This is a genomic window from Sulfitobacter litoralis, assembly GCF_900103185.1.
GTDB lineage: Bacteria > Pseudomonadota > Alphaproteobacteria > Rhodobacterales > Rhodobacteraceae > Sulfitobacter > Sulfitobacter litoralis.
The window spans coordinates 97634-112414 of record NZ_FNJD01000007.1; the positions used below are offsets into that span (position 1 = coordinate 97634).

The 14781-nt window shown below is 54.2% G+C and carries 17 protein-coding genes; 8 read left to right on the forward strand and 9 right to left on the reverse strand.

Annotated features, from left to right (window positions below; all coding sequences use genetic code 11):
- The first annotated feature begins 23 nt into the window (after window positions 1-23).
- The 3 genes from rph to hemW are packed head-to-tail and all read left to right on the forward strand — an operon-like array spanning window position 24 to window position 2495.
- Complete coding sequence (gene rph, locus BLQ98_RS07790; RefSeq protein WP_093732779.1) at window positions 24-737, forward strand: ribonuclease PH; 714 nt, start codon at window positions 24-26, stop codon at window positions 735-737.
- On the forward strand, window positions 734-1345 hold the full coding sequence (gene rdgB, locus BLQ98_RS07795; protein WP_093732780.1) for an RdgB/HAM1 family non-canonical purine NTP pyrophosphatase: 612 nt from the start codon (window positions 734-736) through the stop codon (window positions 1343-1345). Before rph ends, rdgB begins: the two co-directional genes overlap by 4 nt.
- On the forward strand, window positions 1338-2495 hold the full coding sequence (gene hemW, locus BLQ98_RS07800; RefSeq protein WP_093732781.1) for a radical SAM family heme chaperone HemW: 1158 nt from the start codon (window positions 1338-1340) through the stop codon (window positions 2493-2495). Before rdgB ends, hemW begins: the two co-directional genes overlap by 8 nt.
- Here hemW and BLQ98_RS07805 read toward each other — a convergent pair.
- The 7 genes from BLQ98_RS07805 to BLQ98_RS07835 form a co-directional block, all read right to left on the reverse strand.
- A complete protein-coding gene (locus BLQ98_RS07805; protein ID WP_093732782.1) occupies window positions 2492-3379 on the reverse strand; it encodes a ParB/RepB/Spo0J family partition protein in 888 nt (295 codons plus the stop codon). The genes hemW and BLQ98_RS07805 overlap by 4 nt on opposite strands.
- Window positions 3380-3394: 15 nt before the next feature.
- Window positions 3395-4195 carry a ParA family protein gene (locus BLQ98_RS07810; RefSeq protein WP_093732783.1) on the reverse strand — a complete coding sequence of 267 codons (801 nt, stop codon included), beginning with the start codon at window positions 4193-4195 and terminating at the stop codon, window positions 3395-3397.
- Window positions 4188-4793: a 16S rRNA (guanine(527)-N(7))-methyltransferase RsmG gene (gene rsmG, locus BLQ98_RS07815; RefSeq protein WP_093732784.1), complete on the reverse strand. Its 606-nt coding sequence runs from the start codon at window positions 4791-4793 to the stop codon at window positions 4188-4190. Before rsmG ends, BLQ98_RS07810 begins: the two co-directional genes overlap by 8 nt.
- Entirely contained in the window at window positions 4793-6655 is a 1863-nt protein-coding gene (gene mnmG, locus BLQ98_RS07820; RefSeq protein ID WP_093732785.1) for a tRNA uridine-5-carboxymethylaminomethyl(34) synthesis enzyme MnmG, read from the reverse strand. The genes rsmG and mnmG overlap by 1 nt, the downstream gene beginning before the upstream one ends.
- A 14-nt stretch (window positions 6656-6669) precedes the next feature.
- A complete protein-coding gene (gene mnmE, locus BLQ98_RS07825) occupies window positions 6670-7956 on the reverse strand; it encodes a tRNA uridine-5-carboxymethylaminomethyl(34) synthesis GTPase MnmE (protein WP_093732786.1) in 1287 nt (428 codons plus the stop codon).
- A gap of 30 nt (window positions 7957-7986) precedes the next feature.
- Complete coding sequence (gene rho, locus BLQ98_RS07830) at window positions 7987-9258, reverse strand: transcription termination factor Rho (RefSeq protein ID WP_093732787.1); 1272 nt, start codon at window positions 9256-9258, stop codon at window positions 7987-7989.
- A 123-nt stretch (window positions 9259-9381) separates the two neighbouring features.
- Window positions 9382-9831: a CopD family protein gene (locus BLQ98_RS07835; protein ID WP_093732788.1), complete on the reverse strand. Its 450-nt coding sequence runs from the start codon at window positions 9829-9831 to the stop codon at window positions 9382-9384.
- A 404-nt stretch (window positions 9832-10235) separates the two neighbouring features.
- Here BLQ98_RS07835 and BLQ98_RS07840 point away from each other — a divergent pair, with 404 nt between their 5' ends.
- Genes BLQ98_RS07840 through dnaQ form a run of 4 tightly spaced genes read left to right on the forward strand, consistent with a single transcriptional unit; the run spans window position 10236 to window position 12934 of the window.
- Entirely contained in the window at window positions 10236-10835 is a 600-nt protein-coding gene (locus BLQ98_RS07840; protein WP_093732789.1) for a Maf family protein, read from the forward strand.
- The gene (locus tag BLQ98_RS07845) at window positions 10832-11665 is read left to right on the forward strand and encodes a shikimate dehydrogenase (RefSeq protein ID WP_093732790.1); all 834 of its coding nucleotides are present in this window, start codon (window positions 10832-10834) and stop codon (window positions 11663-11665) included. Before BLQ98_RS07840 ends, BLQ98_RS07845 begins: the two co-directional genes overlap by 4 nt.
- Complete coding sequence (gene coaE / locus BLQ98_RS07850) at window positions 11665-12255, forward strand: dephospho-CoA kinase (protein ID WP_093732791.1); 591 nt, start codon at window positions 11665-11667, stop codon at window positions 12253-12255. Before BLQ98_RS07845 ends, coaE begins: the two co-directional genes overlap by 1 nt.
- A complete protein-coding gene (gene dnaQ, locus BLQ98_RS07855; RefSeq protein WP_093732792.1) occupies window positions 12248-12934 on the forward strand; it encodes a DNA polymerase III subunit epsilon in 687 nt (228 codons plus the stop codon). Before coaE ends, dnaQ begins: the two co-directional genes overlap by 8 nt.
- On the opposite strand, the gene secB is transcribed toward dnaQ, so the two are convergent.
- Window positions 12931-13422, reverse strand: a complete 492-nt coding sequence (secB, locus tag BLQ98_RS07860) for a protein-export chaperone SecB (RefSeq protein WP_093732793.1) — start codon at window positions 13420-13422, stop codon at window positions 12931-12933. The genes dnaQ and secB overlap by 4 nt on opposite strands.
- 74 nt (window positions 13423-13496) lie before the next feature.
- Entirely contained in the window at window positions 13497-13991 is a 495-nt protein-coding gene (locus BLQ98_RS07865; protein ID WP_093732794.1) for an FxsA family protein, read from the reverse strand.
- 102 nt (window positions 13992-14093) lie between these two features.
- On the opposite strand from BLQ98_RS07865, the gene BLQ98_RS07870 reads away from it, so the two are divergent.
- Entirely contained in the window at window positions 14094-14753 is a 660-nt protein-coding gene (locus BLQ98_RS07870) for a Tim44/TimA family putative adaptor protein (protein WP_093732795.1), read from the forward strand.
- Window positions 14754-14781 lie beyond the last annotated feature (28 nt).

Genomic DNA, 14781 nt, shown 5'->3' on the forward strand with positions numbered 1-14781 from the left:
GACAAATGGAAAAGGAACACCCTATGCGCCCCTCTGGTCGGAAACTTGATGAACTGCGTGCCGTGTCGATTGAAACCGGCTTTACCAAACACGCCGAAGGATCGGCCCTGATCAAGATGGGTGACACCCACGTGCTGTGTACAGCAACGATCGAAGACCGCGTGCCGCCGTTTATCAAAGGCTCCAGTTTGGGATGGGTTACCGCCGAATACGGTATGCTGCCGCGCGCCACCAACACCCGCATGCGCCGCGAGGCCGCGATGGGCAAACAAGGCGGACGCACCGTCGAAATTCAGCGCCTCATCGGTCGCGCCCTGCGTGCCGGCGTGGATCGCAGCGCTTTGGGCGAACGTCAAATCACTATCGACTGCGACGTGCTGCAGGCAGACGGTGGCACACGTTGCGCGTCTATAACGGGCGGTTGGGTCGCATTGAAGCTCGCCGTAAATAAGCTCATGAAGGCCGGCGATGTCATCAGCGACCCGCTGGTTGATCCGGTCGCCGCGATTAGCTGCGGCATCTATGCGGGCCAGCCGGTGCTGGACCTTGATTACCCCGAGGATTCCGAAGCGGGCGTTGACGGTAACTTTATCATGACCGGCAGCGGCAAATTGATAGAGATCCAGATGAGCGCCGAAGGCTCCACCTATTCGCGCGACCAGATGAACCAGCTGATGGACCTCGCCGAAAAGGGCGTGGCAGAGCTGGTCGAGAAGCAAAAGGCAGCCACCGCATGACCCGTAAACTCACCGGCGACCAGATCCTGGTCGCCACCCACAACGCTGGCAAGTTGCAGGAAATGGCAGAGCTTTTCGCCCCCTTCGGCGTCACCGTCAAAGGCGCCGCTGAGATGAACCTGGCAGAGCCGGAAGAAACTGAAAGCACCTTCGTCGGCAATGCCCGCATCAAAGCACTGGCAGCGGTCGAGGCAACAGGCCTTCCCGCGCTAGCAGATGATTCCGGGATCGAAGTCGAAGCGCTGGACAATGCACCCGGCGTCTATACCGCCGATTGGTCCGAAACGCCCAACGGCCGCGATTTCGTCATGGCGATGACCAAGACCCACAATCTGTTGGAAGAGGCGAACGCCCCCCACCCGCGCCGCGCGCGGTTCTGCGCGACATTGGTTTTGGTCTGGCCTGACGGCCACGAAGAGATTTTCGAAGGCCGCGTGAATGGCACTCTCGTCTGGCCCATCCGAGGCGACATCGGTCATGGCTATGACCCGATGTTCCAACCCGACGGGCATGACCAGACCTTTGGCGAAATGTCTGCCGATGCCAAGAACGCAATCAGCCACCGTGCGGATGCTTTCGCCAAAATGATCTCTGCCTGCTTTGACTGAGGATTGGCGTCAGGGCGGCTTTGGCCTTTATATTCATTGGCCTTTCTGCGAGGCTAAATGCCCCTATTGTGACTTTAACAGCCATGTTAGTCGCTCAATTGACCAACGCGCTTGGCGTGACGCCTATCTGTCAGAGCTGGAACGCGGCGCGGCCGAAACCCAAGGGCGTGTGTTGAACGCTGTCTTTTTCGGCGGCGGCACCCCAAGCCTGATGGACCCTGACGTCGTCGCGGACGTCATCGCCGCAATCCGGCGCCTTTGGCCAACAGCTAATGACTTGGAAATTACACTTGAAGCGAACCCAGGCTCGGTTGAGGCCGATCGCTTCGCCGCCTTCCGACAGGCCGGCGTTAACCGTATTTCTATGGGGATACAGGCGCTGAACGACGCTGACCTGAAACGGCTTGGGCGTATTCATACTATAGCAGAGGGGCTGGCAGCGTTCGATATTGCCCGCACGACATTTGACCGCGTCAGCTTTGATTTGATCTATGGACGCCAGAATCAGACTTTAGCTGACTGGCAGACCGAGCTAAAGCAGGCCCTATCCCTCGCGATAGACCATATGTCTTTGTACCAATTGACGATCGAACAAGGCACCGCCTTTGGGGATCGCTATGCGGTCGGAAAACTTCGCGGGCTTCCGACCGATGACCTTGGCGCCGATATGTATGCTGCAACCCAGGACATTTGCGGAGAGATGGGTATGCCATCTTACGAGGTGTCTAACCATGCGCGCGACGGTGCCCAATCGCGGCATAACCTCATCTACTGGCGGTACGGCGATTACCTAGGCATTGGTCCCGGGGCGCATGGGCGTTTAACCCAGAATGGTAATCGGTTTGCGACCGAATGCTTCAGCAATCCTAAACGCTGGCTTGATGCAAGCGTAAGTGGAGCCACAGAAAAACCCCGCGAGCTGCTTACCACCGAGGATCAAGGCAGCGAGTTTTTGATGATGGGTCTGCGCTTGAAAGAAGGTGTCGACCTTCGACGTTACGAGGCCCTCGCGGGTGCCCCCCTATCAACAAAGAAAATCACCCAGATGCAGGACATCGGGATGATTTCTAGCGTTCAAGATCAGCTTTTCGTCACGGATCAGGGCTTTATGGTGCTGAACGCTATCCTGGCCGAGCTATTGTCTGACTAAGAAGCCGACAAACGTTGGCAGAGCTCGTCCAGCTCATCCATCGTTGTGTAATGCAATACCATCTGGCCGGCTTCCTGCCCGGGTTTATGGTTAAGCGTTACCTTTAGGCCCAGATTAGCCGACAGATCCCCCTCAAGTGCGCGGGTGTCTGCATCTTTCTCACCTGTCGGACGCGCAGTGCGCTTTTCGGAGCCTCCGTTTTCGGCCTGATGCTCTTTCTTGATCAAAGCCTCGGCAGCCCGTACTGACAAGCCACCTGCAATAATCTGCTTCGCCAACTTTTCAGGGTTCTTTGACGGCACCAAGGTCCGTGCGTGTCCGGCCGTCAGATCACCCTGCCGTACCAGTTCCAGCACATCTTCGGGCAGGTTCAAAAGCCGCAGCAAGTTCGCAATATGGCTTCGACTTTTACCCAAGGCTTCAGCCATTTTTTCCTGCGTGTGCCCGAAACGATCCATCAGCTGCCGATACCCTGCAGCTTCTTCAATCGAGTTGAGGTCCGCGCGCTGAATGTTTTCGATAATCGCGACTTCAAGAACTTCAACGTCGGTAAATTCGCGAACAATGATCGGCAGCTCGTGCAGCTGCGCCATCTGTGACGCACGCCAGCGCCGTTCACCGGCAACAATCTCGAAGGTTCCGTCGTCGCGGCGGCGCACGATCAGCGGCTGGATAACGCCCTTTTCGCGGATCGAATTTGCGAGGTCATCCAGATCCTGCGGATCAAACCGCTTGCGTGGCTGCTCCGGGTTAGGAGAAATTTTTTCAATCGGAACATATTGTTCCGCTGCGCCTTCTGATGCCACCGTTTGTGTCTCCGCTACATCTGCCATCAACGCCGACAATCCGCGGCCCAAACCGCGTCGTTTGTCTCTATCTGCCATTGTCTGACCCCTTATTTATATAACACTATTTGCCAGTACTTCTTGCGCAAGATCGCGATATGCTTTCGCTCCCTTCGATCCACTGTCATAGCTCAAAACCGGCATCGCATAGCTCGGTGCCTCGCTAACACGGACATTCCGCGGAATCACAGTTTTATATACCAGCTCACCCAAATTGCTCCGGGCGTCCTGTTCAACCTGCTGAGACAGATTATTCCGCCGATCATACATCGTCAGAAGAACTCCCTCGATACGCAGGTCTTTATTTCCGTTCTGCCGCACCTCTCGAATTGTAAGCATCAGCTGCGAGAGACCTTCCAAAGCAAAAAATTCGCTTTGTAGTGGCACCAGAACTGAATGCGCCGCAATCATCGCGTTCACTGTCAGCAAGTTCAGCGATGGGGGGCAGTCGATCAATATATAGTCAAATGCGTAGCTGTCCATTTGGGTCTGACGCAAAGCATCATGCAAAAGAAAGCTGCGCTTCTCATTGGAGATAAGCTCCATATCTGCCGAGCTCAGGTCAACCGTCGCAGCAACGATATGCAAACCCTTCGTCTCGGTCGACATGATAACCTGGTCTAGATCAATATCTTCGAGCAATAATTCGTAAGTTGTGAATTCTCTATCATCAAGCTCGATGCCCAAACCCGTCGATGCATTCCCCTGCGGGTCTAAGTCTATCACAAGAACACGTTGCTTTTGCTCGACCAATGCGGCAGCCAAATTAATCGTCGTTGTGGTTTTGCCCACCCCACCCTTCTGGTTCGCAATTGCGATAATCTTTGGTCCTGATGGCCGAGACAGGTCAGACATGTTTGATTTCCTTGATCTTAAGGATTGCGGCAGCGCTGTTCGTCTTACTCGGGATCGCCTCGCAGGTATAGGCCCACTTCAATTTTGCCACGCTATGCTCTTCACGCCAATTTCCGCCCTTCGGAAAGAGTGCAGTTCCAGATGGGCTCATATGAAGGCTCGCAAATCCCATGAGGGTAGATAGATCGGCGAGTGCCCGTGCGCTAAGCACATCTGCAGACAATGGCTCGATGGACTCAATCCGATGATTTACCACCAGCGCGCTGAGATTAAGTTCGCGAATGGCCGTGCGCAGAAATACACACTTTCTCTGATCGCTCTCGACTAGGGTGAATCTGGTATCTCTTCCCTCTTGCTCTGCCATTAGGGCAAGTATTATTGCAGGGAAGCCGCCCCCACTGCCTAAATCGACCCAATGGTCCGCCTTTGGTGCGTGGGCATAAAGCTGCATAGAATCCCGAATATGCCGATCCCACAGTTCGGAGACGCTAGACTTGGAAACGAGATTAATCTTCGCCGTCCATTTTTCTACGAGATCTGAAAAAAGCTCGAGCTTTTTTAATGTTTCACGTGAAACATCGCCCTCTGGTACCGTCATTATGCTGACTTCTTTCGGCTGTCACGTTTGAGATGTGACAGTAGCAGCGTCAGAGCAGATGGAGTCATGCCATCAATTCGGGCTGCTTGGGACAGATTTCCTGGCCGAGAAATCGATAGTTTCGATTTGAGTTCGTTCGACAGGCCATCAATTGAATTATAGTCGAACTCAGTTGGAATAATATGTGCTTCGTCCTTCCGTAAAAGGTCTATATCCCTTTTTTGGCGCACAATATAATGTGCGTACAGTGCGTCCCGCTCGACCTGACGCCGAATTTCCGGCTCGATGATCTCAAGCTCCGGGTTGATATTAATGAGATGTTCGAACGTCACATCTGGAAAAGCTAAAAGTTCGAATCCTGTTCGCTTTGACCCATCCTGGCTTACCTTAATCCCAGCAGCCTCTATAGCCTTTGAGGCATAAGCATCTTTGGTAAGTATCGCCATAGCGTCATCGATTTTAGACATCTTGGCCTGAAAGCGCTCAATCCGCTTCGTACCAGCCACACCCAGTGCGATGGCAATCGGCGTCAACCTTTGGTCGGCATTATCTGCGCGAAGCGAAAGACGGAACTCAGCGCGCGATGTAAACATCCGATAAGGTTCGGTTACGCCCCGCGTTGTAAGATCATCGATCATTACGCCGATGTAGCTTTCTGACCGGCTAAAAGTAATTGATTCCTTACCTTGTGCCAGCAGTCCCGCATTCAATCCTGCGACCAAACCTTGAGCTGCAGCCTCTTCGTACCCCGTCGTGCCGTTAATCTGGCCCGCCAAAAAAAGTCCCGGTACGCTTCGCACGGAAAGCGTGAGATCGAGGGCCCGGGGGTCTACGTAGTCGTATTCAATCGCATAACCAGGCTGAATGATCTCAACCCGCTCTAATCCAACCATAGAACGCACATATTCAAGCTGCACTTCCTCGGGTAAAGATGTAGAAATACCGTTCGGATAAATGGTGTGATCGTCGGCGCCCTCGGGCTCTAGAAAAACCTGGTGCGAGGTTTTATCCGCAAACCTTACCACCTTATCTTCAATTGAGGGGCAATAGCGCGGTCCAACACCGTCAATATGACCGCCATACATCGCAGAACGCGTCAGATTGTTGCGAATAATGTCGTGCGTTTTCTCATTAGTATGCGTGATACCGCAGGAAATTTGACTTGCCGATGTCGCTTCAGACAAAAACGAAAAAAGTACTGGCTCTGCATCCCCCGGCTGCGATTCAAGTTTCTCCCAGTCAATGGTTCGCCCATCTAGCCGTGGTGGCGTTCCGGTCTTCAATCGTCCAAGAGGTAAGTCAAATGAATCGATCCGGTTTGCAAGGTCGACTGAAGCTCTGTCGCCCATACGACCCCCAGATCGTGCTCTATCACCGATATGAATAACGCCGCGAAGGAACGTGCCTGTTGTCAAAACAACCGCCGCTGCGGAGATTTCCATCCCATCGGACAGTATAGCACCGGCTACGCTGCCTTTTTTAACGATAAAGTCGGTGACTTCGCCCTCAATTATCTCGAGATTGGCTCGCTGTTCGGTCTCTGAAAGCATTTCGCGACGATATATAGCACGGTCTGCCTGGGCGCGCGGCCCTTGTACGGCTGGGCCCTTGCGGCGATTTAGAAGGCGAAATTGAATGCCGGCCTTATCTGCGACACGGCCCATTACGCCATCCATCGCATCAATTTCACGCACAAGATGACCTTTACCCAATCCGCCTATTGCGGGATTGCAGGACATCACCCCGATTCCATCGCGCGACATTGTTATCAAAGCGGTACTTGCACCTAATCGAGCTGACGCATGCGCAGCCTCGGCCCCGGCATGTCCCCCACCGATAACAATGACATCAAAATGTTTCACGTGAAACACTCCATCTATTTACCCAAGCAAAAGCTTGAAAAGATTACATCTAGCAAGTTCTCAACGTCAATCCGACCAACCAATGCCTCAAGCGCGCGAATCGAATGGCGCAACTCTTCTGACGCTATATCATATTGATCAGGTCCATGATCCAGAACCAACATCGCAGTTGCCAAACCTTCGGCTGATCTTTGCAACGCAACACGATGACGTTCATGTGTTGCCAAACCAGCATTTAAGCTACGAATACTTAGAACTTCTTGAATTCTATTAATAAGTTGCTTTACGCCCTGCCCAGTAACACCTGAAATTGCGCCCTCTGGATTCTCCAACAGATCCGCTTTTGGTCGCAGAATGATATCATCGGGCATAACGGAGACCGGAAGCTCTTCGTATTTATCAACTAAAAAGACCCGAAGGTCGGCCTGTTCAGCGCGGATCTTAGCACGGTCAATTCCGATTGCTTCGACTTCGTCGGCGCCCTCTCGTAGGCCGGCAGTATCAAGGAGTGTGACGGGCAATCCGCCTAGATCCATTCGGACCTCAATGATATCACGCGTTGTGCCAGCTACAGCCGAGGTGATCGCTGCGTCGCGGCCCGCCAGAGAATTTAATAAAGTCGATTTGCCAGCATTCGGCCGGCCGATAATAGCGACTTCGAACCCCGTTCTGATCCGTTCGGCACTGTGAGTACCTGCGATTTCTTCTAAAATATCGGAATTTACCGCAGTAAGAAGCGTATTCACTTCAGGCGAAACGTCCACAGGGACATCCTCGTCAGCGAAATCGATGGTGACTTCAAGCAGAGCAGCAGCGCGTACTAGTTTTTCGCGCCAGCTGTCAACTTTGTGGCCCAAGTGACCGGACAAGACGCGCAAAGCTTGTTTGCGCTGCGCCTCAGTCTCAGCCTCGATCAAATCCCCCAAGCCTTCGACCTGAGTAAGATCAAGTTTACCGTTCTCCATCGCTCGACGCGTAAATTCTCCAGGTTCCGCGAGGCGAGCATTATCGAAACCGGAGAGTAATCGTAGCACAGCCCGCACGACCGCAATACTGCCGTGGAGGTGCAACTCTACCGTGTCTTCGCCAGTAAAACTGTTAGGCCCCTCAAACGAGAGCACTAATGCACGATCGAGGATTTGCCCTTCGGCGTCGCGAACTGCGCGAACCGCAGCCAACCGCACTGCCGGCAACGGCGATGCGATCGTATTTGCGATTAAAAAAGCCTGCGGGCCCGAGATACGAATGACGCAAACACCGGCCCGCCCCTGCGCTGTGGCTTGGGCGAATATCGTATCCATATCATATAACCCACTGAATTAAGTGAATATTTAGCTGTTCATCGAGTCGAAGAAATCGGAATTTGACTTCGTTTGCTTCAATTTTCCGATCAGGAATTCGATTGCATCCGTGGTACCCATCGGGTTCAGGATACGACGCAAGACAAAGGTCTTTTGGAGATCAGTTTTATCAACCAACAGATCTTCTTTTCGTGTGCCGGACTTGAGGATATCCATCGCAGGGAAGACGCGTTTGTCTGCGATCTTGCGATCGAGGACGATTTCGGAGTTACCGGTCCCTTTGAATTCCTCAAAGATGACTTCGTCCATGCGGCTGCCGGTGTCGATCAGGGCGGTCGCGATAATGGTCAGCGACCCACCCTCTTCGATATTACGCGCGGCGCCAAAGAATCGTTTAGGACGTTGTAGCGCATTCGCATCAACCCCACCGGTCAGGACTTTACCCGATGATGGTACAACAGTGTTAAAGGCGCGGCCCAAACGGGTGATCGAGTCTAGCAAGATTACGACGTCGCGCTTGTGTTCAACGAGACGTTTTGCCTTTTCAATGACCATTTCGGACACGGCAACGTGACGGGTTGCAGGCTCGTCGAAAGTCGAGGAGACGACCTCCCCTTTGACACTACGCTGCATATCAGTGACTTCTTCGGGACGTTCATCGATCAGCAAAACGATCAAATAGCACTCTGGGTGGTTCTTTTCGATCGAATTGGCGATATTTTGCAGCAGAACGGTTTTACCAGTCCGTGGCGGCGCCACGATCAAACAACGTTGGCCTTTACCAATGGGCGACACCAGATCGATGATACGTGCCGAGCGGTCCTTGATCGTCGGATCATCCACCTCCATCGTGAGACGTTCGTCGGGATAGAGCGGCGTAAGGTTTTCAAATGCAACCTTGTGCCGTGCTTTTTCGGGCGCCTCAAAGTTGATTTTGGTCACTTCAGTCAGTGCAAAGTAACGTTCGGTATCATCCGGCGCCTTGATCAAACCTTCGATCGTGTCCCCCGTGCGCAGCGAATGCTGGCGGATCATCTCGGGCGAAACATAAATATCATCGGGGCCTGGCAGGTAGTTTGCCTCGGGCGAGCGCAGGAACCCGAAGCCGTCCTGCAATACTTCCAGCACACCATCGCCAGAGATTTCCCACCCTTCATCCGCGCGTTCGCGCAGGATCTGGAACATCATCTCGCCTTTACGCATCGTAGATGCGTTTTCGATCTCAAGCTCTTCGGCCATCGCCAAAAGATTCTTAGGCGTCTGCGCCTTTAGATCGGCAAGGTTAAGTGTTTCAGTTGTCATGGAAATATCCTGTTCCGGTCCCGGAATACGGGCGGGTCGTGTCATAAAAATGGGCAGATTAATACAAACCCCGGACGGGGTGCAGCAAACACATACTCAGATTTGCCGGTTTCGTCAATCAGCTTAGAATTTCACGACGACCGAGAACACTATGATGATCATCAGCAGCGTCGGTACTTCGTTCATGATCCGGTAACGTTTACCGCTTAGGCTGTTCTCACCGGCTGCAAAGGCCCGCACACGCCCGACAAGCCACCCGTGAAAGCCCGTCATCGCAAACACGCTGGCGCCCTTCGTCCACGGCCAGACAGCGGCCCAATCAACGATGCCGGGCGTCAGAACCAGCGCCAGCCCAAAGATCCACGTGCCGATCATCGCAGGACGCATGATGACTGTGGCCAGCTTGTACTCCATCATTTTGAAAAGATCATGGGTTTGGCCAGTTTGGCCTACCTGCTCTGTATGATGCACGAGAAGGCGCGGCAGATAAAATAGCGCTGCCATCCACGAAATGACCGAAATGATATGAAGCGATTTTACCCAAGGATAGGCGATGGCAAGCAGGTCGGTCATGTCAGACTCCGGTTTGGGCCTTCTTACTAATATAAATAAGAAAAGAAGAAAGATGATGATGTAAGTAGGGAGACCATTTTCTGTGGATTACTGTTTTGTACCTCGATTTATCCACCTGTGTACTTCGTAAATCCTCTGACAGTGATAAGTCACAGGATGCCAAATTAAAATTATTATTTTCAGTGGGTTATTCGAAAAAAAATCGGGGGATAAACTGTGTAGGTCTGTGGATAAGCTTGGGATTAACTCCGTTCAGGGGAATTCGGATTTATCCTTATGCCTGCCCGTATAAAACGGGAAATTCCGGCTGGAGGGCATGGGTTTTCCCGACGGTTTTGCGGACCCTCGCCATTCGGGGGAAAAATCCCTAAGAACTTCCTAGCGTCGCACACAGGTTTATCCCCATGCCCCAACGTCTCATTCTCGCCTCCGGCTCGTCGATCCGGTCACAGTTGCTGCAACAGGCTTGCGTCCCTCACGAGGTGAGCGTCGCCCAAATTGATGAACAAATGATTAAGATGGCCCTGCTGTCAGAGCAGGCGCCCCCACGCGACATCGCCGATACACTGGCAGAGATGAAAGCCCGCAAGGTCAGCGACAAGACCCCCGGCGCGCTGGTACTAGGCTGCGATCAAGTGCTCGACCATCGCGGCACGCTGCTGTCGAAACCCGCCACGCCCGACGAAGCGATCGCGCAGCTGAAATCCCTGCGGGGTGATCGCCATAGTTTGTTGTCCGCTGCGGTTATCGTCGAAGACGGCAAACCGATCTGGCGCCACGTGGGTCAGGTACGGTTGCGGATGCGCGATGCTTCGGATGACTATATACAAGACTACGTCGCGCGAAACTGGGACAGTATTAGCCACGCGGTTGGAGCCTATAAGCTGGAGGAAGAAGGCGTCAGGCTGTTCAGCGGCATTGAAGGGGATTACTTTAATGTCCTAGGGTTACCCCTGCTTGAATTGTTGAATTATCTGACGCTACGGGGGGATTTATCCGCATGAGCTTGGCAAAAATACCGCTAGCAGGTGTGATCGGGTCGCCGATTGCCCATTCAAAATCCCCGCAGATCCATGGCCATTGGCTGAAAACGCATGGCCTGCAGGGGGCCTATATCCCGCTACACGTCGAACCCGACGATTTGCGCCAAACGCTTGAGGTGATGCCGAAAATGGGGTTCGTTGGGGCCAATGTCACGATCCCTCATAAGGAAGCTGTGATCGAGATCGCGGACATCATAACGGATCGTGCTGCGATGATTGGTGCGGTGAACACGATTACCTTTCGCGCCGATGGAAAAATCCAGGGCGATAATACGGACGGCTACGGGTTTATTGAAAACCTGAAAGCCGGTGCACCGGATTGGGTGCCATCGGCTGGGCCCGCATGCGTGTTTGGCGCCGGTGGCGCTGCGCGGGCCGTGATCTGGTCGTTGCTGGATGCGGGCGTGCCTGAAATTCTGCTTTCTAACCGCACCCGAGAGCGGGCCGAGCGCTTACGCTCGGTGTTTGGAAACCGGGTGACCGTCTATGATTGGTCGCAGGCTGGCACGATGGTGGGCCATGCCGCTTTGGTGGTGAACACCACGTCGCTTGGGATGATCGGCAAGTCAGAGCTGCGCGTGCCGCTGAGCGGGCTGCGCGCAGACACGGTCGTTACGGATCTCGTCTATGCGCCGCTAAAGACAAGCCTATTGGCGGCGGCCGAAGCGGCGGGATGCGTCACTGTTGATGGTTTAGGCATGCTTTTGCATCAGGCGGTGCCGGGGTTCGAACGGTGGTTTGGCGCGCGTCCTATCGTGGATCACGAAACACGCTTGGCGGCGTTGCGCTGATGTTTCTACTGGGTCTGACCGGGTCGATCGGCATGGGGAAATCGACCACCGCAAAAATGTTCGCTGAACTGGGCTGTGCCGTTTGGGACGCCGATGCCGCTGTGCATCGTCTTTATGCCAAAGAGGGCGCCGCAGTTGCTGCCTTTCAAAAGGAGTTGCCCGTTGCCGTCGTCGCGGGCGAAGTATCACGACCCGCGCTGAAAAACTTGATTGATGCGGACTCGACCGTATTGAAAAAGATCGAAGCCATTGTGCACCCGCTGGTTGGCGAAGATCGCGCGGCTTTTCTGGCCGATACCAAGGCAGAGATTGTTGTGCTTGATATCCCGTTGATTTTTGAAACCGGCGGCAACAAACGCATGGATGCGGTTGCCTGCGTTACCGTTTCGGGGGAAATCCAGCAAAGGCGGGTGATGGAACGCGGCACAATGACGCTTGAACAGTTCGAAAACATGCGCGCCAAACAGATGCCAAACGATGAAAAATGCGCTTTGGCCGACTATGTGATTGAAACAGACACCCTGCCCCATGCCCGCGCGCAGGTGCAGGCCGTTATCGACGATATCAAAGGAAAGCTGTCCCATGCGTGAGATTGTGCTGGATACGGAAACCACCGGATTCGACCCTCAAAGCGGCGATAGGATCGTAGAAATCGGCGCGGTTGAACTGATCGGGCATGTGGCGACGGGCAATACCTATCACCAGTATATCAATCCCGAGCGCAGCATGCCCGCCGAGGCATTCGAGGTGCACGGGCTAGGCGACGAGTTCCTGCGCGATAAACCCAAGTTTGCGCAGATCGGGCAGGAATTTCTGGATTTCATCGGCGATTCAAAGCTGGTGATCCACAATGCGGCCTTTGACATCAAATTCCTGAATGCTGAACTCAAGTGGATGGGCCTGCCCCAGATCCCATGGGAACAGGCGCTGGATACGCTTGCCATCGCACGCAAACGCTTTCCTGGGTCGCCGGCGTCGCTGGATGCGCTCTGCCGTCGTTTCGGCATCGACAACGCATCGCGCACGCTGCACGGGGCTTTGCTTGATAGTGAAATTCTCGCGGAGGTGTATCTTGAACTGATTGGCGGGCGGCAGCCTGATTTCGGTCTGTCGACCAAGCCAGAGCGCAAAGAAGGTGATACCACCCCTGACTGGACACCCAAACCGCGCCCGACGCCCCTGCCCTCGCGGATTACCCCGCAAGAGACTGCCGCCCATACCGAATTTGTCGATAAACTGGGCGACAGCGCTGTGTGGAAGACGCTTTAGGCGTCTGCTTTTTGTGTATTCTCGGTCTGACGGCGCGCGATTTCGTTGCGATACAGCGCGACAAAGTCGATGTTTTCGAGGTTCAGCGGCGGGAAGCCACCGTCGCGGGTCACATCGCTTACAACACGGCGCAGGAACGGGAAAATCATCCGTGGGCATTCGATCAGCAAGAACGGGTGCATCTGATCTTCTGGCACGTTTTCGACGTGGAAAATCCCGACATAGTCGATTTCAAGCAAGAACAGCGTCGCGTCGCCGCCTTTGGCCTTTGATGTCACCTTGAGCTTGATCGCGGATTCATACTGGTTGTCAGCAGACCGCTTTTTCGCATCCAGATTGACCTGAACCTGCACGTCTGGCTGCACATCCGTTGGCGCGCCTTTTTGTGCCATGATGTTTTCAAACGACATATCGCGGATGAATTGACCCAGAATGCGCATCTGCGGCTGTGCGGCTTGGGTCGGTTGTGTTGCTTCTTCTTCAGCCATTCAAAGGCTCCTTAAGACAATAAACTCATTTCGTAAGGGTTATCAGATCGCTTGGTCGCGCTCAATGGCCCGCCTTAATGGTCCGTCCAACCCGACGGGCGCTTGGGCCCGCGGTCCTGCTCTGACAGCTCGTGATATTCTCCGTCAATCACATCGCCCTGCATCGGACGATGGGGCTGCGGGCGCCGTGGCCCTGTGGTGCCGCCCATTTGAACGCCAGAAACCTTAACCTTGCTCCGGACCGCTTTGAAGGCTGCTGTGCGCACGCCTGGGACCAAAAGGGCAAAGCCGATAGCATCAGTGAAAAAACCCGGTGTCAGCAGCAGGGCGCCAGCAAACAGGATCATCGCGCCATGCACCAGCGGTTCGGTCGGGTCGCGGACTTCGGACAGGGAGGATTTAATCTGTCCAAGCGCCAGGGCCCCCTGTGCACGCATCAAATACGTCCCGATGATTGCAGTCGTCACAACAATCGCCAAGGTCCAGCCGAGGCCAATCGCCCCACCCACTTGAATGAACAACGTTATTTCTATCAGCGGTACGGCAATAAAAGCTAAAAACAGCCACATGGCAGGCGTCCTTTCCTATGGGCCAGAGTGGACTTGGCCCTGTTCACACCCTACATAGGGGCACTAGACCGACGTTTCCATGTTTCTTAGCACGAGGTACCTATGAATTCGCCCATGATACAGCTTCTGGTACTGGCCGCTATTGCCGTGTTCCTGATCCTGCGGCTCAAGAATGTGCTTGGCACACGCACCGGTTTTGAAAAGCCGGCCGAGGTCAGCGAGAAACCCGAACGCCCCAGCGGCCCCGCGTTCGAAGTCATCGAAGGTGGCCCTGATCTGGATATTACCGATCACGCGCCCGAAGGGTCCGACACCGCGCTCGCACTGGCAGAGATGAAACGCGTCGAGCCGTCCTTTGGCGTCAGCGATTTTCTGGGCGGCGCCCGCGGCGCCTATGAGATGATCGTGATGGGCTACGAGCATGGCAACCTCGACGACATCAAACCCTTCCTGTCGGAAGAGATCTACGAAAGCTTTGTCGAAGGCGTCGCTGCACGCGAAGATCAAGGCCTGACCGTGGAAAGCCACTTTATCGGCATCCGCGAGATGGAGCTTGAGAGCGCCACGATGGACAAAACCACCAACGAGGCGGAGCTGACGATCCGTTTCGTGGCCGAGCTGACGTCGGTCGTGAAAGACAGAGACGGTGAAGTCGTCGAAGGCAGCACGACAGAGGTCAATCGTCAAAAAGACACTTGGGTGTTTGCCCGTGTCATGGGCTCGGATGATCCAAATTGGCTGCTTGTTTCTACAGACGGTTAAAAAGTGCCTGTGCGGGTGCATTTCTGTG

Bases quoted from the DNA above. Each gene is read 5' to 3' on its own strand.
- BLQ98_RS07805 (WP_093732782.1), bottom strand. From the start codon at position 3,379: ATGGCAGATAGAGACAAACGACGCGGTTTGGGCCGCGGATTGTCGGCG.
- secB (WP_093732793.1), bottom strand. From the start codon at position 13,422: ATGGCTGAAGAAGAAGCAACACAACCGACCCAAGCCGCACAGCCGCAG.
- rsmG (WP_093732784.1), bottom strand. From the start codon at position 4,793: ATGACGGTACCAGAGGGCGATGTTTCACGTGAAACATTAAAAAAGCTC.
- coaE (WP_093732791.1), top strand. From the start codon at position 11,665: ATGTTTCTACTGGGTCTGACCGGGTCGATCGGCATGGGGAAATCGACC.
- rph (WP_093732779.1), top strand. From the start codon at position 24: ATGCGCCCCTCTGGTCGGAAACTTGATGAACTGCGTGCCGTGTCGATT.
- BLQ98_RS07835 (WP_093732788.1), bottom strand. From the start codon at position 9,831: ATGACCGACCTGCTTGCCATCGCCTATCCTTGGGTAAAATCGCTTCAT.
- rho (WP_093732787.1), bottom strand. From the start codon at position 9,258: ATGACAACTGAAACACTTAACCTTGCCGATCTAAAGGCGCAGACGCCT.
- BLQ98_RS07840 (WP_093732789.1), top strand. From the start codon at position 10,236: ATGCCCCAACGTCTCATTCTCGCCTCCGGCTCGTCGATCCGGTCACAG.
- rdgB (WP_093732780.1), top strand. From the start codon at position 734: ATGACCCGTAAACTCACCGGCGACCAGATCCTGGTCGCCACCCACAAC.
- BLQ98_RS07810 (WP_093732783.1), bottom strand. From the start codon at position 4,195: ATGTCTGACCTGTCTCGGCCATCAGGACCAAAGATTATCGCAATTGCG.
- BLQ98_RS07870 (WP_093732795.1), top strand. From the start codon at position 14,094: ATGAATTCGCCCATGATACAGCTTCTGGTACTGGCCGCTATTGCCGTG.
- BLQ98_RS07845 (WP_093732790.1), top strand. From the start codon at position 10,832: ATGAGCTTGGCAAAAATACCGCTAGCAGGTGTGATCGGGTCGCCGATT.
- dnaQ (WP_093732792.1), top strand. From the start codon at position 12,248: ATGCGTGAGATTGTGCTGGATACGGAAACCACCGGATTCGACCCTCAA.
- mnmE (WP_093732786.1), bottom strand. From the start codon at position 7,956: ATGGATACGATATTCGCCCAAGCCACAGCGCAGGGGCGGGCCGGTGTT.
- BLQ98_RS07865 (WP_093732794.1), bottom strand. From the start codon at position 13,991: ATGTGGCTGTTTTTAGCTTTTATTGCCGTACCGCTGATAGAAATAACG.